19 protein-coding genes are annotated in these 20,170 nt (G+C 72.6%); 12 read left to right on the top strand and 7 right to left on the bottom strand.

What is annotated here, in order from left to right; translation table 11 throughout:
* The first annotated feature begins 20 nt into the window (after positions 1–20).
* Positions 21–917, top strand: a complete 897-nt coding sequence (gene nadC, locus ACNAVT_RS23900) for a carboxylating nicotinate-nucleotide diphosphorylase (protein ID WP_416299389.1) — start codon at positions 21–23, stop codon at positions 915–917.
* Positions 918–942: 25 nt separating this feature from the next.
* Positions 943–1,701, top strand: a complete 759-nt coding sequence (locus ACNAVT_RS23895) for a type III pantothenate kinase (RefSeq protein WP_416299388.1) — start codon at positions 943–945, stop codon at positions 1,699–1,701.
* Positions 1,702–1,713: 12 nt separating this feature from the next.
* Here ACNAVT_RS23895 and ACNAVT_RS23890 read toward each other — a convergent pair whose 3' ends face one another.
* The gene (locus tag ACNAVT_RS23890) at positions 1,714–2,508 is read right to left on the bottom strand and encodes a class I SAM-dependent methyltransferase (protein ID WP_416299387.1); all 795 of its coding nucleotides are present in this window, start codon (positions 2,506–2,508) and stop codon (positions 1,714–1,716) included.
* 92 nt (positions 2,509–2,600) lie between these two features.
* Between ACNAVT_RS23890 and lysS the strand changes: the two genes are divergently transcribed.
* The 3 genes from lysS (at position 2,601) to ACNAVT_RS23875 (ending at position 7,628) form a co-directional block, all read left to right on the top strand.
* Positions 2,601–4,109: a lysine--tRNA ligase gene (gene lysS / locus ACNAVT_RS23885; RefSeq protein ID WP_416299386.1), complete on the top strand. Its 1,509-nt coding sequence runs from the start codon at positions 2,601–2,603 to the stop codon at positions 4,107–4,109.
* Between the two features lie 112 nt (positions 4,110–4,221).
* On the top strand, positions 4,222–4,572 hold the full coding sequence (locus ACNAVT_RS23880; RefSeq protein WP_416299385.1) for a histone-like nucleoid-structuring protein Lsr2: 351 nt from the start codon (positions 4,222–4,224) through the stop codon (positions 4,570–4,572).
* 524 nt (positions 4,573–5,096) lie between these two features.
* Entirely contained in the window at positions 5,097–7,628 is a 2,532-nt protein-coding gene (locus tag ACNAVT_RS23875; protein ID WP_416299384.1) for an ATP-dependent Clp protease ATP-binding subunit, read from the top strand.
* Positions 7,629–7,717: 89 nt separating this feature from the next.
* On the opposite strand, the gene ACNAVT_RS23870 is transcribed toward ACNAVT_RS23875, so the two are convergent.
* Complete coding sequence (locus ACNAVT_RS23870; RefSeq protein ID WP_416299383.1) at positions 7,718–8,623, bottom strand: A/G-specific adenine glycosylase; 906 nt, start codon at positions 8,621–8,623, stop codon at positions 7,718–7,720.
* A 96-nt stretch (positions 8,624–8,719) separates the two neighbouring features.
* On the opposite strand from ACNAVT_RS23870, the gene ACNAVT_RS23865 reads away from it, so the two are divergent.
* The 3 genes from ACNAVT_RS23865 (at position 8,720) to ACNAVT_RS23855 (ending at position 10,706) form a co-directional block, all read left to right on the top strand.
* Complete coding sequence (locus ACNAVT_RS23865; RefSeq protein WP_416299382.1) at positions 8,720–9,232, top strand: glycine cleavage system protein R; 513 nt, start codon at positions 8,720–8,722, stop codon at positions 9,230–9,232.
* Positions 9,229–9,789 carry a peptide deformylase gene (locus ACNAVT_RS23860; protein WP_416299381.1) on the top strand — a complete coding sequence of 187 codons (561 nt, stop codon included), beginning with the start codon at positions 9,229–9,231 and terminating at the stop codon, positions 9,787–9,789. Before ACNAVT_RS23865 ends, ACNAVT_RS23860 begins: the two co-directional genes overlap by 4 nt.
* Before the next feature lie 158 nt (positions 9,790–9,947).
* On the top strand, positions 9,948–10,706 hold the full coding sequence (locus ACNAVT_RS23855; protein WP_416299380.1) for a hypothetical protein: 759 nt from the start codon (positions 9,948–9,950) through the stop codon (positions 10,704–10,706).
* Between the two features lie 51 nt (positions 10,707–10,757).
* Here the strand turns inward: ACNAVT_RS23855 and disA are convergent, their stop codons facing one another.
* The 4 genes from disA to ACNAVT_RS23835 all read right to left on the bottom strand — a co-directional run bounded on the left by disA (position 10,758) and on the right by ACNAVT_RS23835 (position 15,369).
* Entirely contained in the window at positions 10,758–11,942 is a 1,185-nt protein-coding gene (disA, locus tag ACNAVT_RS23850) for a DNA integrity scanning diadenylate cyclase DisA (protein WP_416299379.1), read from the bottom strand.
* A 142-nt stretch (positions 11,943–12,084) separates the two neighbouring features.
* On the bottom strand, positions 12,085–13,539 hold the full coding sequence (gene radA, locus ACNAVT_RS23845; protein ID WP_416299378.1) for a DNA repair protein RadA: 1,455 nt from the start codon (positions 13,537–13,539) through the stop codon (positions 12,085–12,087).
* Between the two features lie 105 nt (positions 13,540–13,644).
* Entirely contained in the window at positions 13,645–14,388 is a 744-nt protein-coding gene (locus ACNAVT_RS23840; RefSeq protein ID WP_416299377.1) for a hypothetical protein, read from the bottom strand.
* A gap of 141 nt (positions 14,389–14,529) precedes the next feature.
* Positions 14,530–15,369, bottom strand: coding sequence for a UbiA family prenyltransferase (locus ACNAVT_RS23835; RefSeq protein WP_416299376.1), 840 nt, complete (start codon positions 15,367–15,369; stop codon positions 14,530–14,532).
* Between the two features lie 45 nt (positions 15,370–15,414).
* Between ACNAVT_RS23835 and ACNAVT_RS23830 the strand changes: the two genes are divergently transcribed.
* The 4 genes from ACNAVT_RS23830 to ACNAVT_RS23815 all read left to right on the top strand — a co-directional run bounded on the left by ACNAVT_RS23830 (position 15,415) and on the right by ACNAVT_RS23815 (position 19,283).
* Entirely contained in the window at positions 15,415–16,176 is a 762-nt protein-coding gene (locus ACNAVT_RS23830) for a methyltransferase domain-containing protein (RefSeq protein WP_416299375.1), read from the top strand.
* 43 nt (positions 16,177–16,219) lie between these two features.
* Positions 16,220–17,386 carry an acyl-CoA dehydrogenase family protein gene (locus tag ACNAVT_RS23825; RefSeq protein WP_416299374.1) on the top strand — a complete coding sequence of 389 codons (1,167 nt, stop codon included), beginning with the start codon at positions 16,220–16,222 and terminating at the stop codon, positions 17,384–17,386.
* 226 nt (positions 17,387–17,612) lie between these two features.
* Positions 17,613–18,662: a type III polyketide synthase gene (locus ACNAVT_RS23820; RefSeq protein ID WP_416299373.1), complete on the top strand. Its 1,050-nt coding sequence runs from the start codon at positions 17,613–17,615 to the stop codon at positions 18,660–18,662.
* A gap of 57 nt (positions 18,663–18,719) precedes the next feature.
* Positions 18,720–19,283 carry a hypothetical protein gene (locus ACNAVT_RS23815; RefSeq protein WP_416299372.1) on the top strand — a complete coding sequence of 188 codons (564 nt, stop codon included), beginning with the start codon at positions 18,720–18,722 and terminating at the stop codon, positions 19,281–19,283.
* 8 nt (positions 19,284–19,291) lie between these two features.
* Here the strand turns inward: ACNAVT_RS23815 and ACNAVT_RS23810 are convergent, their stop codons facing one another.
* On the bottom strand, positions 19,292–20,011 hold the full coding sequence (locus ACNAVT_RS23810) for a hypothetical protein (RefSeq protein WP_416299371.1): 720 nt from the start codon (positions 20,009–20,011) through the stop codon (positions 19,292–19,294).
* Between the last annotated feature and the right edge of the window lie 159 nt (positions 20,012–20,170).

The raw sequence follows: 20,170 nt of genomic DNA, 5'->3' as shown, positions 1-20,170 counted from the left end.
TCGCGAACTGAGGAGTCACGGTGAGGGAGTCGACGGAGCGGGCGTTGCGAGCCGGTGGCCTGGACCCGGAGCGGGTACGGCGGGTGGTCGTCGACGCGCTCGCCGAGGACCTGGGGCCGGACTTCCTCGACGTCACCAGCCTCGCCACCGTGCCCGCCGGGCAGAACGACACCGGCGACCTGGTCGCCCGCGCCGACGGCGTGGTGGCCGGCCTACCCGTGGCGGCGGCGGTGTTCGAGCTGGTGGGCGAGGTGACCGGCACGGACCGTACGGTCGAGGTGTCGCTGGTGGCCCACGACGGGCAGCGGGTGGCGCGCGGCGACGTGCTGGCCACGGTGACCGGCCCGACCCGGCTGCTGCTCACCGCCGAACGGACCGCGCTCAACCTGCTCTGCCGGATGTCCGGGGTGGCCACCCACACCCGGGCCTGGGCCGACGCCCTGACCGGCACGAAGGCGATGGTGCTCGACACCCGCAAGACCACTCCCGGCCTGCGCGCCCTCGAGAAGTACGCGGTCCGCGCCGGCGGCGGCACCAACAAGCGGATGGGCCTGCACGACGTCGCAATGATCAAGGACAACCACAAGGTCGCCGCGGGCGGCATCGCGGCGGCCTACCGTCGGGTCCGGGAGGCGTTCCCGGACGTGCCGGTGCAGGTTGAGGTGGACACGCTGGCCGAGGCGGTGGAGGCGGTCGAGGCCGGCGCCGACTTCCTGCTGCTGGACAACATGACCCCGGCGCAGCTGCGTGAGGTGGTCGCCGCGGTGGGCGACCGGGCCGAGCTGGAGGCCACCGGCGGGCTGACCCTGCCGGTGGCGGCCGAGTACGGCGCGGCCGGCGTCGACTTCATCTCGGTGGGCGCGCTGACCCACTCCTCGCCGATCCTGGACATCGCGCTGGACCTGCGGGAGGAGTGAGCCGCGGCGCGTCTAGGCTGCCAGCGTGTTGCTCTGCATCGACATCGGAAACACCAACACCGTGCTGGCGACCTTCGACGGCGACAAGCTGGTGCACTCCTGGCGGATCAAGACCGACGCCCGCTCCACCGCGGACGAGCTGGGCCTGATGTTCCGGGGGCTGCTGGCCGGTGACGCCGTGGAGATCACCGGGGTGGCGGCCTGCTCGACGGTGCCCGCCGCGCTGCGCTCGCTGCGCACCATGCTGGCCCGCTACTACGCGGACCTGCCGAGCGTGATCGTCGAGCCCGGGGTACGCACCGGGGTGCAGCTGGCCATCGACAACCCCAAGGAGGTCGGTTCGGACCGGGTGGTGAACACCCTGGCCGCGTACAACCTCTACGGCGGACCGTCGATCGTGGTGGACTTCGGCACCACCACCAACTTCGACGTGATCAGCGGCCGGGGCGAGTTCCTCGGCGGCGCGTTCGCGCCGGGCATCGAGATCTCCTTCGACGCGCTCGCCGCCCGGGCCGCCCAGCTGCGCAAGGTGGAGGCCACGAAGCCCCGCTCGGTGATCGGCAAGAACACCGTGGAGTGCCTTCAGGCCGGCCTCTACTTCGGCTTCGCCGGCCAGGTCGATCGGATCGTCGAGCGGATGACCGAGGAGCTGGGTGAGGTGAAGGCGGTCATCGCCACCGGCGGCCTGGCGGCGCTGGTGCTCAACGAGTGCCGCACGATCACCCACCACGAGCCGATGATCACGCTGATCGGCCTGCGGATGGTGTACGAGCGCAACGTCTGAGCCCGCTGCGGTTCAGCGCCGCCGGGAGCGGAAGACGAACGTCCGGTACGGCAGCTCGACGGTCTCCCGGCCGGCCAGGTCCGGGTGCGTGGCGAAGAGTTGCCGCAGCTCCCGGTCGACCCGTTCCTGCTCCTCGACGGGCGCGGTCAGCCAGTACGAGCGGGTGTGCAGCATGCCGACCACCTCGTCCGGCGTGAGCGTGGTCGAGTGGGCGAACTCGCCCAGCTCGACCGGCTCGAAGGCGGGGCCGAAGTCGCCGTACTTCTCGGTCACGTCGCCGGCGTTGTCGCCGAGGTGGGCGATTCGGCCCAGTTCCGCCACCCAGGCCACCCGTTCGTCCCGGGTGTTCCAGATGGGGGCGAACACGCCGCCGGGCCGCAGGACCCGGGCGATCTCGGCGTGCGCGGGCTCCCGGTCGAACCAGTGGTACGCCTGCCCCACCAGCACCGCGTCCGCCGAGCCGTCCGGCAGCGGCATCGCCTCGGCGCTGCCGGCCAGCGGCGTCGTGCCCGGGGTCGCGGCCGCCAGCTGCGCCCGCATCCCCGGATCCGGCTCCACGGGTATGACCTGCCCCAACTCCAGCTCGGCGGGTCTGGCGCCGCGCCGCGACCCGGAGCCGTCCTCGTGCCGGAGCGCGAGCACCCCACGGCTGAGGATGCCGGTGCCCGCGCCGAGGTCCACCACCCGGGCCGGTGCCGGTAGTCCGTCCAGCGCCCAGCGCAGCGCCGGCTCGGGATATCGGGGCCGGTACCGGTCGTAATCGGCGGCGGCCACGCCGAAGGACAGCGCCTGAGTGGAGTCCGTCATGGGCGGCAGGTTATCCCGTAACGGCCAGCAGGGGGCTTGAGTACGCTCATGTGCTGACCCGCCGATTTTTCTGAGGCCTGAGGAAGCGTGCCGTGATCGAGCAGAACGCCGTGCCAGTTGACCCCGCCGACGACCTTCCGGAGCAGATGAAGGTCCGCCGGGAGAAGCGGGACCGGATGCTCGCCGAGGGCGTCGAGCCGTACCCGGTCGGCTACACCCGGACCAGCACCCTCGCCCGGATCCGCGAGCAGTACGCCGAATTGCCGACCGACACCGCCACCGGCGACAGGGTCTCGGTCACCGGCCGGGTGATCTTCGTACGCAACACCGGCAAGCTCTGCTTCGCCACCCTGCGCGACGGTGACGGCACCGAGCTGCAGGCGATGCTCTCGCTGGACCGGGTCGGCGCGGAGCGGCTGGAGGACTGGAAGCGCCTGGTCGACCTCGGCGATCACGTCGGCGTCACCGGCGAGGTGATCACCAGCCGGCGCGGCGAACTGTCGGTGCTGGTGGAGGAGTGGGCGGTCACCGCCAAGGCGTTGCGCCCGCTGCCGGTGGCGCACAAGCCGCTGAGCGAGGAGGCCCGGGTCCGCCAGCGCTACGTCGACCTGGTCGTCCGCCCGCAGGCGCGGCAGATGGTGCGTACCCGGGCCGCCGCGGTGCGCAGCCTCCGCGACACCCTGCACGCCCAGGACTTCATCGAGGTGGAGACCCCGATGCTCCAGTTGCTGCACGGTGGTGCGGCGGCCCGCCCATTCGTTACCCACAGCAATGCGCTCAACACCGATCTGTATCTGCGAATCGCACCGGAACTGTTTCTCAAGCGCGCCGTGGTCGGTGGCGTCGACCGGGTCTTCGAGATCAACCGCAACTTCCGTAATGAGGGCATCGACTCGTCGCACTCCCCGGAGTTCGCGATGCTCGAGGCCTACCAGGCGTACGGCGACTACAACACGATGGCCGAGCTGACCCGCAATCTCGTGCAGCAGGCCGCGATCGCGGTCGGTGGCTCGACGGTGGTCACCCACGTCGACGGCCGCGAGTTCGATCTGGGCGGCGAGTGGCGCTCGGTGACCCTGTTCGGTGTGCTTTCCGAGGCGCTCGGTGAGGAGGTCACCGTCCGCACGGAAAGGTCCCGCCTGGTCGAGTACGCGGACAAGGTCGGGCTCTCCGTCGACCCGAAGTGGGGCCCGGGCAAGCTGGCCGAGGAACTCTTCGAGGAACTGGTCGTTCCGTCGCTCCAGGCGCCCACCTTCGTCTTTGACTACCCGGAGGAGACCAGCCCGCTGACCCGGGCGCACCGCAGCGAGCCGGGGCTGGCCGAGAAGTGGGACCTCTACGTCCTCGGTTTCGAGCTGGGCACCGCGTACTCCGAGCTGGTCGACCCGGTGGTGCAGCGGGAGCGGCTGGTGGCCCAGGCGCAGCTCGCCGCCCGCGGCGACGACGAGGCCATGCGACTGGACGAGGACTTTCTCCGGGCGATGGAGTACGGAATGCCGCCGGCCGGTGGTATGGGAATGGGAATCGACCGGCTCCTGATGGCGCTGACCGGCCTGGGAATTCGGGAAACGATCCTGTTCCCGTTGGTCCGGCAGGAGTAGCCGACGGCCGTCTCCGGGTCGTTACCGCATCCTATTGACGCGGCGAGCATCGGGCGGGTTATTGTGCTCCTGTATTGCAGGAGCACAACCCTGCTCGAAAGGAATGTGGGACGTGGCCAAGCAGATCATTCACAAGCTGGTCGATGACCTGGACGGCGGGGACGCTGACGAGACCGTCAAGTTCGCGCTGGACGGCGTGCAGTACGAGATCGACCTGTCGTCATCGAACGCCGAGAAATTGCGTGACGTATTCGCGCAGTACATCGCGCACGGGACCAAGGTCGGGCGCGGCGGGGTGGTCGTGGGCGGCCGGGCCGCGCGTGGCCGGGGCGGCGCGACCGCGGACCGCGAGCAGAACAAGGCCATCCGGGCCTGGGCCAAGAAGGCCGGCAAGGACATCTCCGACCGGGGCCGCATCCCGCAGGAGATCGTCGAGGAGTACCACTCGAAGGCGGGCCACTGATCTGACAGCCCCTACCGGGCGACACCGACGCCGGACCGGAGTGCCACTCCGGGCCGGCGTCGTCTTTTTCGCCCCGACGCGCCGTCTGTCCGGTCCGTGCCGGGCCCGCCCGACATCCCGGTCGGGCGCGCTGCGAACCCGCGTCGGGGCCGGGAAGAAATCGGCCCTCGGGCAGGTTGTCCACAGGCGGTGGAGATGCTGTCCACAGGTTGTGGATGACCGGCGACCGGCACAGACGCCGTCCGCCCGAGACCGGAAGACCTTCCGGGAGCCCCGACCGGGCTTTTCCACCTGCGGTCGAATTTCGCTCTGCGCGTAGAGGCAGGGGTACCGGAACACCTGCTGAGCGCGGACCGTTGTCAGAAACGACGTGGGAACGGCCTTTCGCGGGGACACACGACCTCAGCGGAGTCGGTCCACGGCGATAGAGTAAGGAGGCACGGACGCCCGTCCCGGACGTCCGCGCACCGGCCCCGCCAAGATTTTGACCATCAAGGCGCACGGCACGTGAGGAGCACGAGGGCATGTTCGAGCGGTTCACCGACCGAGCGCGACGGGTTGTCGTCCTGGCCCAGGAAGAGGCCCGGATGCTCAACCACAACTACATCGGTACGGAGCACATCCTGCTGGGCCTGATCCACGAGGGTGAGGGTGTCGCGGCAAAGGCCCTGGAGAGCCTCGGCATCTCCCTCGAGGGCGTCCGCCAGCAGGTCGAGGAGATCATCGGCCAGGGCCAGCAGGCGCCGAGCGGGCACATCCCGTTCACGCCGCGGGCCAAGAAGGTGCTGGAGCTGTCGCTGCGCGAGGCGCTGCAGCTCGGCCACAACTACATCGGCACGGAGCACATCCTGCTCGGCCTGATCCGCGAGGGCGAGGGCGTCGCCGCCCAGGTGCTGGTCAAGCTCGGCGCCGACCTCAACCGGGTCCGCCAGCAGGTGATCCAGCTGCTCTCCGGCTACCAGGGCAAGGAGCCGGCCGCCGCGGGCACCGCGCCGGGCGAGGCCGCGCCGTCGACCAGCCTGGTGCTGGACCAGTTCGGCCGCAACCTGACCCAGGCCGCCCGTGAGGGCAAGCTCGACCCGGTCATCGGGCGCGAGAAGGAAATCGAGCGGGTCATGCAGGTGCTCTCCCGCCGTACCAAGAACAACCCGGTTCTGATCGGTGAGCCCGGCGTCGGCAAGACCGCCGTGGTCGAGGGGCTGTCCCAGAAGATCATCAAGGGCGAGGTGCCCGAGACGCTGAAGGACAAGCAGCTCTACACGCTCGACCTCGGCGCCCTGGTCGCCGGTTCCCGCTACCGCGGTGACTTCGAGGAGCGCCTCAAGAAGGTGCTCAAGGAGATCCGCACGCGCGGCGACATCATCCTGTTCATCGACGAGATCCACACCCTGGTGGGTGCGGGTGCCGCCGAGGGCGCGATCGACGCGGCGAGCATCCTCAAGCCGATGCTGGCCCGTGGCGAGCTGCAGACCATCGGCGCCACCACGCTCGACGAATACCGCAAGCACCTGGAGAAGGACGCCGCCCTCGAGCGCCGCTTCCAGCCGATCCAGGTGGGTGAGCCGTCGCTGGCCCACACCATCGAGATCCTCAAGGGCCTGCGGGACCGCTACGAGGCGCACCACCGCGTTTCGATCACGGATGCGGCTCTGGTTGCGGCCGCAACTCTGGCCGACCGGTACATCTCCGACCGGTTCCTGCCAGACAAGGCGATCGACCTGATCGACGAGGCCGGCGCGCGGATGCGGATCCGTCGGATGACCGCGCCGCCAGACCTGCGTGACTTCGACGAGCGAATCGCCCAGGTGCGCCGCGACAAGGAGTCCGCGATCGACGCGCAGGACTTCGAGCGGGCTGCCCAGCTCCGCGACAAGGAGAAGCAGCTGCTCGGCCAGAAGGCCCAGCGGGAGAAGGAGTGGAAGGCCGGTGACCTGGACGTCGTCAGCGAGGTCGACGACGAGCAGATCGCCGAGGTGCTCGGCAACTGGACCGGCATCCCGGTCTACAAGCTGACCGAGGAAGAGACCTCGCGCCTGCTGCGCATGGAGGACGAGCTGCACAAGCGCGTCATCGGCCAGGAGGACGCGGTCAAGGCGGTCTCGAAGGCGATCCGGCGGACCCGGGCAGGCCTGAAGGACCCGAAGCGCCCGTCCGGCTCGTTCATCTTCGCCGGCCCGTCCGGTGTCGGTAAGACCGAGCTGTCCAAGGCGCTCGCCGAGTTCCTGTTCGGCAGCGAGGACGCCCTCATCCAGCTGGACATGTCCGAGTTCCACGACCGGTACACGGTCTCCCGGCTGGTGGGTGCCCCGCCCGGCTACGTCGGCTACGACGAGGGCGGGCAGCTGACCGAGAAGGTGCGTCGCCGGCCGTTCTCGGTGGTCCTCTTCGACGAGATCGAGAAGGCCCACCCGGACGTGTTCAACACGCTCCTCCAGATCCTGGAGGACGGGCGGCTCACCGACGGCCAGGGCCGGATCGTGGACTTCAAGAACACGGTCATCATCCTGACCACCAACCTCGGTACGCGGGACGTCGCCAAGGCGGTCTCGATGGGCTTCCAGGCCTCTGAGGATTCCGAGTCGAACTACGACCGGATGAAGCAGAAGGTCAACGACGAGCTCAAGCAGCACTTCCGGCCCGAGTTCTTGAACCGGATCGACGACACCATCGTCTTCCACCAGCTGCGCGAGAACGAGATCCTCTCGATCGTGGACATCATGATCCAGCGGATCGAGGGCCAGCTGCGCAACAAGGACATGGGCCTGGAGCTGACCGACAACGCCAAGAAGTACCTGGCGAAGAAGGGCTTCGACCCGGTGCTGGGCGCGCGGCCGCTGCGCCGCACGATCCAGCGCGACATCGAGGACAACCTCTCCGAGCGGATCCTCTTCAACGAGCTGACCCCGGGTCAGATCGTGGTGGTGGACTGCGAGGGTGACCCGAGCAACATCGACAAGTCCAAGCTCGTCTTCCGGGGCAACGACCGGCCGGTGGCCGTGCCGGACGCGGTCCCGGCGGACCTCGGTGGCGCCGCCACCGCAGGTGCCGACGAGTAAGCGACACCCGACAGGGCGACGGCCCCGGCAGGCGAAAGCCTGTCGGGGTCGTCGCCTTTTTCGTGAAAGAGGGCGCCGCGCGCGTGGGGTCAGGGGTGGGGGAGGGGGGCCGGGGGACCGTCGCCGATCAGTCGGAAGGACGCCACGCCGACCGGCTCGACCAGGCCGTCGGTGACCAGCCCGGCCAGGGCCCGGGCGCGCTGCACGTCGTCGTGCCAGACCTGGTCCAGCCGCTGGTGCGGCACCGGGCCGGTTGCCTCGCGGAGCACCGCGAGCAGCAGGCCGCGCACCTGTCGATCCGTGCCGGCGTACCGCTGGGGGCGGCGGGTCGGGCCGACCGGCGCCTCCTGACCGGACGCGCGCCACGCGCAGAGCGACTCCACCGGACACAGTGCGCAGCGCGGGGAGCGGGCGGTGCAGACCACCGCGCCGAGTTCCATGAACGCGGCGCTGGCCAGCGCGGCGGCGGCCGGCTCCGCCGGGAGCAAATCCTCGGTGGCGACCAGGTCGGCGGGGCGGGTGGCCGGGCCGGCGTCCGGCTCGCCGGCGATCGCCCGGCACACCACCCGGCGTACGTTGGTGTCCACCACCGGGTGCCGCTGCCCGTACGCGAAGGCCGCGACGGCCCGGGCCGTGTACGTGCCGACTCCCGGCAGGGCCAGCAACTGGTCCAGCCGGTCCGGAACCTCGCCAGCGTGCCGCTCCACGATCGCCACCGCGCAGTCGCGCAGCCGTACCGCCCGGCGGGGGTAGCCGAGCCGCCCCCACATCCGGATCGCCTCGGCCGGGGTGTCCTCCGCCAACGCGGCCGGGGTGGGCCACCGGTCCAGCCACGCCGCCCAGGCGGGCAGCACCCGGACCACCGGCGTCTGCTGGAGCATGACCTCGCTGACCAGGATCGCCCAGGCGCCGACGCCCGGCTCGCGCCACGGCAGGTCGCGGGCGTTCCGCTCGTACCAGCGGCTGACGAGGGTGGTGAAGCTGGGTTCGGACATCGCGCTGCCGATGATGTCACGGGCGGCTTTCCCGCAGGATGGGCGGGCAGGGCGGGCCGGCGCGGCCCACCGGGAGCGGCGGGGCAGAATGTCCGGATGAACGAGCTCGCGATCACCGTCATCGGCCGGGACCGGCCGGGCATCGTGGCTGACGTCGCCGAGGCGCTCGCGCGGCTCGGCGCGAACCTCACCGACTCCACAATGACCCGGCTGCGGGGACACTTCGCGATGACCCTGATCTGCGTGGGCCCGTCCGCCGCCGACGTCGAGGCCGCGTTGGCCCCGCTCGCCGCCGACGGCCAGCTGTTGGCCACCGTACGCGCTGTCACTCCGGACGGGCAGACGGCTCCGGCCGGCGAGCCGTACGTGATGACGGTGCACGGCGCGGACCGGATGGGCATCGTCGCCGCGATGACCCGGGTGCTGGCCGACACGGGCGGCAATGTCACCGACCTGAGCACCCGGTTGACCGGGTCCCTCTACGTGGTGGTCGCCGAGGTGGAGTTGCCGCCGGGCAGCTCCGACGAGGTGGCCGGCCGGCTCGCCCGCACCGCTGCCGAGCTGGGCGTGGGCGTCAGCCTCCGCCCGGCGGACCCGGACCTGCTGTGACGGCGGAGTACGTCGGCCTGGACGGCTGGACCCCGCAGGCGCTGGGCGTGCCGGGCGACGTGCGGCGGGTGGTCGCCGCGCCCGACCCGGTGCTCAGCCGGCCCGGTCCGGAGGTCGACCCGACCTCGGAAGAGGTGGTCCGCCTCGCCGCCGACCTGGTCGCCACCATGCGGGTGTCGCCCGGCTGCGTGGGGCTCGCCGCCCCACAGGTCGGGGTGAGCGCCCAGGTGTTCGCGGTGGACGTCACCGGCCACCCGAAGGCGGTCACCGTGCACGGCGCCTTCGTGCTCTGCAACGCGCAGGTGGTGGAGGCGAGCCGCTGGAAGGCGGGGCGGGAGGGCTGCATGTCGGTGCCCGACCTGACCGGCGACGTGAAGCGGGCCAGCCGGCTCGTGGTCGAGGGCGTGCTGCCGGGAACGGGAGTGCCGGTGCGGCTGGTCACCGACGGCTTCGAGGCCCGCGCGCTCCAGCACGAGATCGACCACTGCGCCGGCCTGCTCTTCCTCGACCGGGTGTCCGGCGCGCACGCCGTCTACCAGCGCAAGGTCTACCTCTGAACCGTCCGGACCCGGGAGGTCGTCGTGGCGCTGCGCGCTCGTCCCGAGCCGTTCGGTGACCGTGGGCGGTCGACTGTGGAGTGCGGGTCCGGTGCGGGGGATCCGTACCGGCGCGTCGTCCCCCGCGCCTTGCGGTGCGCCGCTACGGTGGACGCATCATGCGTCTGACGGTCGGCCCCCTGCCACCCGCCGTGTACTGGCGGCGTCGTGCCGTCGTACTCGGAGCGGGGCTTCTCTTCCTGATTGTCGTGCTCTATTCCTGCAACCCTCCGGGGCGCGCCACCGGCACGTCGAGCAATCAGCCCGGGGCGACGGGCGCCCCCGAACCGACCCGGACGGTGCTGACGCCGAAATCCGGAAGCCCGTCCCCGACGCCGAGTGACTCCGGCGGCGGCTCCGACGGTGGCCAGAGCGGGTCGACGGGCGGCGGCCAGAACGGGTCGACGGACGGTGGCCAGAACGGGTCGACGGGTGGTGGCAGCGGGACGAACGAAGCCCCGGTCGCCCCGGTGGTGGACGACGGGACCTGCGCCGACTCGGAGATCAAGGTGACCCCGGTGGCCCTGCCGGCCACCGCCCAGCAGGGCACAGTGGTCACTCTCCGCCTCAAGATCAAGAACGTGTCGGAGCGTACGTGCAGCCGGGACGTCGGCGCCGACCTCCAGGAACTGTTCATCAAGGCCGGTGCGGAGAAGGTCTGGTCCTCGGACACCTGCGGCACCAACAAGGGCTCGGACGTGCAGTCGTTCACGCCGAACTTCGAGCGTTCCTACGAGCTGGGTTGGAACGGCCGGGACACCACTCGCTGCAAGAACGGCCTGGCCGCCGGCCCGTACGCCGAGATCGGCAGCTACCAGGTGTTCGCCCGGGTGGGCACCAAGCTCAGCGATCCGGTGAAGCTGACCATCACCGGCTGACCATCACCGGCTGACCGGCTGACCGGCGACCGGGCCGGGGCCGGACGGGGCTCAGACGTACCGCTCCAGGATGGACGCCTCGGCGAGCCGGGACAACCCCTCGCGGACGCCTCGGGCGCGGGCGTCGCCGACCCCCTCCACCGCCTGGAGGTCCTCGACGGTGGCGCCGAGCAGCCGCTGGAGGCTGCCGAAGTGCACCACCAGCCGGTCCACCACGGCCGCGGGAAGCCGGGGCACCTTCGCCAGCAGGCGGAAGCCACGCGGGCTCACCGCCGCGTCGAGAGCGTCCGAGGCGGACGGGTAGCCGATCGCCTTCGCCACCGCCACCAGGTCGATCAGCTCGGTGGCGCCGAGCAGGTCCAGCTCCACCAGCGCCTCGTCGAGGGTGCGCGACTTCCGGCCGACGGGGAGATAGTCCCGGATGACCAGGGTGCGGTCGGCATCCACGCCGGCCATCAGCTCGTCGAGCTGGAGGGCGAGCAGCCGACCGTCGGTGCCCAGCTCCACCACGTACCCGGCGATCTCGTCGGCGATTCGGCGGACCATCTCCAGCCGCTGCACCACCGCCACCGCGTCGCGCACGGTGACCAGGTCCTCGATCTCCAGGGCGGAGAGGGTGCCGGAGACCTCGTCCAGGCGGAGCTTGTAGCGCTCCAGGGTGGCCAGGGCCTGGTTGGCCCGGGAGAGGATCGCCGCCGAGTCGTCCAGCACGTGCCGCTGGCCGTTGACGTAGAGGCTGATGATCCGCATGGACTGGCTGACCGAGATGACCGGATAGCCGGTCTGCCGGGCCACCCGCTCGGCGGTGCGGTGCCGGGTGCCGGACTCCTCGGTGGGGATGGACGGGTCGGGCATCAGGTGCACACCGGCCTGCACGATCCGGGTGCCGTCGCTGGAGAGCACCACCGCGCCGTCCATCTTGCACAGCTCGCGAACCCGGGTCGCGGAGAACTCGACGTCCATCGGGAAGCCGCCGGTGCAGATCGAGTCGACCACCTTGTCGTAGCCGAGGACGATCAGCGCGCCGGTGCGGCCGCGCAGGATGCGCTCCAGGCCGTCGCGCAGTGCGGTGCCCGGCGCCATCAGGGCGAGGTTGGCCCGCAGCGGATCCCCGCCGCCCCCGCCGATGCTTCCGGTCACGCTCAAGCTGATCGGACGGGCGGAGGAGCCCACGGCGCCGGTGCGGGCGTGCGGCGTCGTCGCGGCGGGCTTGGTGGCATCGCGGTCGATCGGCACGGGCACAGTCTACGGACTGCCCTGCGGTGGGTGCTCTCGTGGTTACTGTGATGTGTCACGATGTCCGACTTCCCCGGTCATCGACCCGGCGGGCCCGCCGTCCGAAATCGCCCAGCCGGGCCCCTCGTACGCTCACCGTCGGTCATTCGGCGGAAGCGCGGGCGGCAGCCTGGAGCGCCGCGCGTACGTCGGTGACCTCGATCACCCGCATGTTCTCCGGGGCCACCCCGCTGGTGCCCGGGCCGCAGCCGGGCGGCACCAGGGCCAGCCGGAAGCCGAGCCGGGCCGCCTCGGCCAGCCGGCGCGGGACCGCCCCGACCCGGCGCACCTCGCCGGTGAGCCCGACCTCGCCGATCGCCACCAGGTGCGGGGCGATGGCCAGGTTGAGGCCGCCGGAGGCGACCGCGAGCGCCACGGCCAGGTCGGCCGCCGGCTCCACCACCCGGATGCCGCCGACCGTGGCGGCGAACACCTCGCGGTCGTGCAGGGTCAGCCGCTCGGTACGCCGCTGGAGCACCGCCAGCACCATCGCCAGCCGCGCCCCGTCCAGGCCGGAGACCGTACGCCGCGGCGAGCCGGCGACCGTGGCGCCGATCAGCGCCTGCACCTCGGTCACCAGGGCCCGACGCCCCTCCATCGCCACCGTGACGCAGGTGCCCGGCACCGGCTCCGAGTAGCGGGTCAGGAAGAGGCCGGACGGGTCGGCCAGGCTACTGATGCCCCCCTCGTGCATCTCGAAGCAGCCCACCTCGTCGGCCGCGCCGAACCGGTTCTTCACCCCCCGGACCATGCGCAGCGACGAGTGCTTGTCGCCCTCGAAGTGCAGCACCACGTCGACCAGGTGCTCCAGCACCCGGGGGCCGGCCACCTGGCCGTCCTTGGTCACGTGGCCGACCAGCACGGTGGCGACGCCCCGCTCCTTGGCGACCGCCACTAGGGCGGCGGTGACCGCCCGGACCTGGGTCACCCCGCCCGGCACACCCTCGGTCCCGGTGGTGGAGATGGTCTGCACCGAGTCGAGCACCAGCAGCCCGGGCTTGACCGCGTCGAGGTGACCGAGCACCGCCGACAGGTCGCTCTCGGCGGCCAGGTAGAGCTGCTCGTGCAGGGTGCCCATCCGCTCGGCGCGCAGCCGCACCTGGCTGACCGACTCTTCGCCGCTGACCACCAGCGACGGGCTGCCGGCGTGGGTCGCCCACTGCTGGGCCACGTCGAGCAGCAGGGTGGACTTGCCGACCCCCGGCTCGCCGGCGAGCAGCACCACCGCGCCGGGGACGAGGCCGCCGCCGAGCACCCGGTCGAGCTCGCTGACCCCGGTGGGCCGGGCCCGGGCCGGTGCGGCGCTGATGGTGGCGATCGGCCGGGCCGGCTCGGCGGGCATCCGCGAACTGACCACCCGACCGGAGACCAGCGGCCCGGTGACCGTGCACTCGACCACCGAACCCCACTCGCCGCACTCGGGGCAACGCCCCACCCACTTGGGCGGCTGATGGCCGCAGGCGTCGCACTCGTACGCCGGGCGCGGCTCGCGGGCGGCACCGCGGCCGCGGCCGGTGGCGGCGGTCGCGCGGGGGGAGGTCGATCGGGACGTGCTCACCCGTTGACGCTAACCGGGCGGTACGACGAAAGCCCACCCGGAAACGGCGACACCGCCGGCGTGGCGCTGGCCACACCGGCGGTGTCCTGGACGATGACCCGTGGGTCAGCCGCCGTGGCCGCTGCCCCCGACCTTGCCCGCCTCGCCCGCCTCTTCGCGCGGGTGGACGATCGGCGAGGGGACCGCGGCCGGGGTCAGCGGGACGCCGATCGGGGCCGGGGTCGTGATGGTCCTGCCGTCACCGAAGTCGAAGGTCAGGTTGACCTGCTGGCCACTGAGCAGCTTGTCGTTGAGCCCGACGAGTTTCAGGAACCGGGCGCTGTTGGCGTTGAGCTGCGCGTACCCGAGGGCCGGGATCTCGATCCGGGCCGGCTCGCTCGGCGCGGCCGACTCGCTCGGCGTGGCCGACGGGCTGGCCGGCTCCCCCAGACCCATGCTCGGGGAGGCGTTCGGGTCGCTCGGGGTGGGCGACGCGGAGGCCGGCTCGGTCGGGGACGAGCTCGGGCTCGTCTGCGGGCCGCTAGCGTCGGCGCCGGTCAGCACGATGTCCCGGGCGCTGTCCGTGGTGACGGTCACGGTGACCGGGTTCTTGCTGTCGTTGTAGATCACCATGTTGAGCGGGGCATCGGCACCGGGCTTGTAGCCCTCGACGCCCGGGAACTGCACATACAGGCCACGCACCGCATAGAGGTTGTCGGGGGTCTGGACGTTGACGCCCTGCACCGACGGGAGCTTCTTGGCGGTCTCGGCGATCTGTCCGGTGCCGCACCCGGACAGCAGCAGGCTCGCCGCCGCCGTACCGGCCAGCAGCAGGGCCGCCCGCCGGAAACCCCTGATCGAGCGCGTCACGTCGGTCCTCCTCGTCACGATCCCCACCCGGCCGTACGCCGGGCACGGGGTGGCCATACCCGCGCAGACCGCGCTCCAGGGTAGTTGGGGCTGATCGAGGCCCGCACGCCGACCCGGCAATGCCACCTTCCCGGGCGCCGGTCAGATCACCCGGCCGCTCGCCACCAGCAGGACCACGTCGATGAGGGCCACCACCATCACCGCCCGGAAGGCGACCACCGGACGCCCGCCCGCCCGGGGCGCGCCCCGGCCGATGTACCAGCCGAGGGCCGGCACCAGGGCGGCGACGGCGATGGCCGACAGGCCTGCCCACGACGGCGGCCCGGGTGGGCCGACGACCAGGGTCACGGTGGCCGCGAGGAGCAGTCCGGCGGCGGCCAGCCGGCTGCCCGTCGGCCCCAGTCGGTGCGGCAGCCCGTGCACCCCGGTCCGGGCGTCGTCGGCCAGGTCGGGCAGCACGTTGGCGAAGTGCGCCCCGCCGCCCAGGCAGGCGGCGGCCGCCACCAGCCAGACCGGTGGCGAGGGCGCGCCCGGCAGGGCCAGCACCACGAAGGCGGGCAGCGCGCCGAAGGAGACCGCGTACGGCAGCACGGAGACCGAGGTCGACTTCAACGGCCAGTTGTAGAGCAGCGCGGACAGCAGCCCGAGCGTCGCGCACGCCGCGGCCGCGCCGCCCGTGAGCAGCGCCACCAGCGGGGTGGCGACGGCGGCCGCACCGGCGCCGTACGCGAGGGTCCGCCGCCGGATGGTGCCGATGGCTGCCGGTTTGTCGGTACGCCCCACCGCGGCGTCGCGGTGAGCGTCGAGCGCGTCGTTGCTCCAACCGACGGCGAGCTGGCTGGCCAGGACGGTGAGCACCACGGCGGCGATCCCGGCCGGGCGGTGCCCGACGCCGGCCGCCAGCAGCCCGGCCACCACGGTGACCGCGGCGGCCGGCTCCGGGTGACTCGCCCTGACCAGCCCTAACACCGATGACGACATAAGGGAAGTCTGGTCGTTACCCGGGAGTCGTGTCACGCTCTGTCCATGAGAGACGCGGCCCCGGTGCCCATCCCGCACCGGTTGCTGTCGCGCAACGATCCCCGGCAGTACGACGACCTGGCCGGCGAGTGGTGGCGCCCGGACGGCGCGTTCGCGATGCTGCACTGGCTGGCCCAGGCCCGCGCCGCCCTGGTGCCCAGGGCGAGCAGGAGGGACGCGGTCCTGGTCGACCTCGGCTGCGGCGCCGGCCTGCTCGCCCCGCACCTGGTCGGCAAGGGTTACCGGCACGTCGGGGTGGACCTCACCCGGTCCGCCCTCGACCAGGCCGCCGCGCACGGGGTGACCGTGGTCAACGCCGACGCCACCGAGGTCCCGCTGGTGGCCGGCTGCGCCGACGTGGTCTCCGCCGGTGAGCTGCTGGAACACGTGCCGGACTGGCGCCACGCGGTCGCCGAGGCGTGCCGCCTGCTGCGCCCGGGCGGCCTGCTGGTGCTGGACACGCTCAACGACACCCTGCTGGCGCGGCTGATCGCGGTGGAGATCGGCGAACGGCTACCCACCGTGCCGCGCGGCATCCATGATCCACGGCTGTTCGTGGACGCCCGCGAGCTGGTCGCCGAGTGCGCCCGGCACGGCGTCGAGCTGCAGCTGCGCGGGATCCGCCCCGAGGTGGGCGCGACGCTGTCCTGGCTGCTGCGCCGGATGCGTGGCGGATCCGCCGAACGCGCGGCGGGCAGGGCACCGCGGATCGTGCCGACCCGGTCCACCGCCGTGCTCTATCAGGGCCGCGGGGTCCGGAACGGGTAGCCGGGGCGGGCCGGGGTAGAGGGGACGCCGAGAAGGGGGCGACATGACTGTGCACGCGCTGGAGGCGGCCCGCCGGTTGGCGCCGCGACTGGCCGCCCGGGCGGCGGATCACGACCGGGACGGCTCCTTCCCGGTTGACGACTTCGCCGACCTGCGGGAGGCCGGGTTGTTCGGGCTGATGGTCCCCCGGGAGCTGGGCGGGGCGGGAGCCACCTTCGCCGAGTACGCCGCCGTCGCCACCGAGCTGGCTCGGGGCAACGGCGCCACCGCGCTGGTGTTCAACATGCACGCCTCGGTCACCGGGGCGCTCGGTGCGGTGACCGAGGAGCTGGCGGAGGCGCTCGGCGTACCGGACGAGGCGCTGGCCGCCCGGGACCGCCTGCTCTGCGCGGCGGCGGAGGGTGCCTGGTACGCGGTGGCGATGAGCGAGCGGGGCGCCGGTGCCCGGCTGTCCCAGCTGAGCACCGTGTACGAGTCGGTCGAGGGCGGCTGGCACATCAAGGGGAGCAAGACCTTCTGCTCCGGTGCCGGGCATCCGGACGGCTACCTGGTGGCCGCCCGCAGCGCCGCCGACCAGTCGGTGGTCTCCCAGTTCCTGGTCCCGGCCGGGGCCGGGATCACCGTCGAGCCCACCTGGGACTCGCTCGGCATGCGTGCCACCGCCTCGCACGACCTGCACCTGGACGTCACTGTCCCGGCCGACCGGCTGCTCGGCGGCGTGGAGGGGTTGGCCCTGGTGGTCGCCCAGCTCATGCCGCACTGGCTGGTGGCCAGCTACGCCGCCGTCTACGTCGGGGTGGCCCGAGCGGCGATCGAGGCCGCCGCCGAGCACCTGACCGCCCGTAACCTCGCCGGCCTGCCGGCGGTCCGGGCCCGACTGGGCCGGGCGGACGCGGCTGTCGCGGCGGCCGAGCTGGTGGTGGCCGAGGCGGCCCGCCGGGTGGACGAGGCGCCCGGCGACGCGGAGACCAACCGCTGGGTGTGGCGGGCCAAGCTGCTCGCGGGCACCACCGCCGCCGACGTGGCGGCGTCCGTGTTGGAGGCGGCCGGCACCTCGGCCACCCGCCGGGGCCACCCGCTGGAGCGGCTCTACCGGGACGCCCGGTGCGGCTCGCTGCACCCGGCCACCTCCGACGTCTGCGCCGACTGGCTCGGCATCGCCGCGCTGGGCGGCGACCCGGACCGCGACGGCTCGGCGCCTCGTTGGTGAGCGCGAGGAGTGAGCCGGTTTTGCGAGCCCCGCAGTCGCGAGCGGAAGGCGGCTTGGTGAGCGCGAGGAGTGAGCCGGTTTTGCGAGCCCCGCAGTCGCGAGCGGAAGGCGGCTTGGTGAGCGCGAGAAGCGCGAGAAGTTCGCGGCTGTTGCGAGCGCTGTAGTCGCGAACGGGGGGCGGTCGTCGTTGGTGAGGCGTAGGGATCGAGACAGAGAGGTGGGGGAGATGGCCGTGCCGGTGATCGCGGGCCTGGGTACGGCGCAGCCGCCGACCGCCGCGCAGGACGAGCTCTGGGACAGCTTCTTCGCGAAGCACTTCTCCGGGACCACCCGGGCGCTGGCCGAGCGCATCTTCGCCAACTCGGGCGTGTCCCGTCGGCAGGCGGCGGTGAACCCGCTGCTGGAGGACGTCTCGGAGTGGCCGACCGAACGCCGGATGCGGCGCTACCAGATCGAGGCGTTGCCGCTCGGCAAGGAGGCGGTGAGCCGGGCGCTCACCGCCGCCGGCCTGGACGCCGGTGACATCGGGCTCTTCGTGGTCTGTTCCTGCACCGGGTACGCCACCCCGGGGCTGGACATCCTGCTCGCCCGGGACCTGGGCATGGCCCCGGACACCCAGCGCGTGTTCGTCGGCCACATGGGCTGTTATGCGGCCCTGCCCGGGTTGGGCGCGGCGAGCGACTTCGTCACCGCCCGGGGCCGCCCCGCGCTGCTGCTCTGCGCCGAACTGACCAGCCTGCACATCCAGCCGGCCGGGGCGCGGGTGGACACCCAGCAGATCGTGTCGCACGCGCTCTTCTCGGACGCCGCCGTCGCCGCCGTGCTCGTCCCCGGCGGCCCGGGGTACGCGCTCCGCGAGGTGACCGCGGTCACCGACACCTCGACGTCGGACCACATGACCTGGGACGTCACCGACACCGGCTTCCGGATGGGACTGTCGCCGAAGGTCCCGCAGGTGCTCTCGCGCCACGTCCGGGGGCTCGTCGACAACCTGCTGAGCCGGCACGGGCGGACGATTTCCGACGTGGACGGCTGGGCGGTGCACCCGGGCGGGCCACGCATTCTCAACGTGGTGGAACGGGAGCTGGCACTGCCGGCACCGGCCCTGGCGGCCTCCCGGGCCACCCTGGACCAGCACGGCAACTGCTCGTCGCCGACCGTACTGCTGATCCTGGACCGGCTGCGCCGCGCGGCGGCGCCCCCGCAGTGGATCGCGATGCTCGCCTTCGGACCGGGCCTGACCCTGTACGCGGCCCTGCTCGAGCACGCCGGCTGACCGGCCCGCCGATTCGGCCGGACGGTGGCGGTCGTGGCGCGCGGCTACGCTCACCGCATGGGCGCCGAGGACCGCGTACGGGGTGTGCTGCTGGCCGGGTTGACCGTGGCCGCGTTGGCCCTAGGCGGCTGGTGGTGGCGGGAGGCCGCACCGGACTTCGGACCGGTCGTCCCGACGCCGAGCCCGTCGCTCGTCGAGCCCACCGATCAACCGCTGGGCCAGGTCGTCTACATCGACCCGGCGACCGGGCAGGTGGTCGACGGACCGGAGACGGGCCTGGAGGACACGGTGATCCTCCACCAGGCGCCCGACGCCCCTGGGCCGGCGGAGCGCACCATCTGGGTGGACCGGTCCCACCTTGGCGCGGACGACGATCCGCTGGTCCGGCAGGCCCAGGCGGCTTCCGGCGAGCGCTACCTGCTCACCCTCGCCTGTACCGGCCCGGGGCAGTTGGCGGTGGAGCACTTCGGCGCGCGCGAGGAAGGCTCGGAGGCAGTCATCCCCTGTTCGGCGTCACCGACGGCGGTCACCCTCACCGCCAGCGGCGGGCCGCTGCTGGTGCGGTTCACCGCCTCCATCGGCGAGATCGACCTGGACGCCCGGCTCACCTCTCTGTCCTGACGGGTCGGTCAGGCGGCGATGCGGGCCAGGTCGGCGCGGTACTGCCCGACGGGGCCCAACTCGGGCACGATCCGCACCAGCGCCCCCTTCCGGTCCACCAGCAGCGCGGGGGCGGTGCCAGGGTGGGCCGTGAGGCGGATGTAGGCGCGCAGGCCTCCGGCCGGGTCGGCGAGGGCGTGTACGCCCGCGGGGGAGGCGGCGACCTCGCGGCCCTCGGTGACGGTGACCACGGTGACGCCCGGCGGCGCGGCGGCCACCGCCTGGGCCACCTGCTCGGTGCAGGCGCAGGCGTCCACCAGGATGATCATCGCTGGCAGCAGGCTGCGTAGCGGCACCGGGGATTCCTCGGCGTCGACCAGGTCGAGCGCGGGCAGCGGTCCGGCCGCGACCGGGGCGGCCGTGGGGTAGGGGACGGCGGTGGGAGTGCCACCCGAGCGCGACGAGCGGGGCCAGGTGACCGCGGCCAGTCCGGCGAGGGTGATCAGCATCGACACCAGCAGGACCAGCATCGGCAGCCCGAGCGGCGGACGGCCGTCCGGCCGGGAGGTGAGGCCGAGCCGGCGGCGCCACACGGTCTGCCGGCGGCGGTGGCGCAGTTCACGGCGGACCTGCCGGGCCTCGTCGGCGAGCGCCGAGGCATCGTCGGGGATGACCACCCGACCCCACTCCGGAGGCAGGTCGGGCAGCCCGTCCGGTGGCCCGTGGCCTTCAGCGTCAGGCATGCCCATCGGACCCCCAGGAGCCGTCTCGGCGAGCGGACGTCACGTCCACCTCCAGCGTCCCGCACCTGTCGGCGTACCGCCACACCTGGGCGCACTCGGGATTCCGCGGCTACCATGGGAGGAGCGCATTGCCCTAGACATCGACGCTCCTGTCGCCCGCGCCGG

This window comes from Micromonospora sp. SL4-19, from assembly GCF_047921475.1.
Lineage (GTDB): Bacteria > Actinomycetota > Actinomycetes > Mycobacteriales > Micromonosporaceae > Micromonospora.
The sequence above is the reverse complement of the archived record's forward strand: the minus strand, read 5'-3'. Positions and strand labels throughout refer to the sequence as shown.

What these genes read in the sequence shown, in the direction of transcription:
- ACNAVT_RS23875 (WP_416299384.1), top strand. Translation starts at nt 5,097, where the DNA reads ATGTTCGAGCGGTTCACCGACCGAGCGCGACGGGTTGTCGTCCTGGCC.
- ACNAVT_RS23810 (WP_416299371.1), bottom strand. Translation starts at nt 20,011, where the DNA reads ATGGGCATGCCTGACGCTGAAGGCCACGGGCCACCGGACGGGCTGCCC.
- ACNAVT_RS23890 (WP_416299387.1), bottom strand. Translation starts at nt 2,508, where the DNA reads ATGACGGACTCCACTCAGGCGCTGTCCTTCGGCGTGGCCGCCGCCGAT.
- ACNAVT_RS23835 (WP_416299376.1), bottom strand. Translation starts at nt 15,369, where the DNA reads ATGTCGTCATCGGTGTTAGGGCTGGTCAGGGCGAGTCACCCGGAGCCG.
- ACNAVT_RS23815 (WP_416299372.1), top strand. Translation starts at nt 18,720, where the DNA reads ATGGGCGCCGAGGACCGCGTACGGGGTGTGCTGCTGGCCGGGTTGACC.
- ACNAVT_RS23820 (WP_416299373.1), top strand. Translation starts at nt 17,613, where the DNA reads ATGGCCGTGCCGGTGATCGCGGGCCTGGGTACGGCGCAGCCGCCGACC.
- ACNAVT_RS23830 (WP_416299375.1), top strand. Translation starts at nt 15,415, where the DNA reads ATGAGAGACGCGGCCCCGGTGCCCATCCCGCACCGGTTGCTGTCGCGC.
- ACNAVT_RS23865 (WP_416299382.1), top strand. Translation starts at nt 8,720, where the DNA reads ATGAACGAGCTCGCGATCACCGTCATCGGCCGGGACCGGCCGGGCATC.
- ACNAVT_RS23870 (WP_416299383.1), bottom strand. Translation starts at nt 8,623, where the DNA reads ATGTCCGAACCCAGCTTCACCACCCTCGTCAGCCGCTGGTACGAGCGG.
- ACNAVT_RS23855 (WP_416299380.1), top strand. Translation starts at nt 9,948, where the DNA reads ATGCGTCTGACGGTCGGCCCCCTGCCACCCGCCGTGTACTGGCGGCGT.
- ACNAVT_RS23825 (WP_416299374.1), top strand. Translation starts at nt 16,220, where the DNA reads ATGACTGTGCACGCGCTGGAGGCGGCCCGCCGGTTGGCGCCGCGACTG.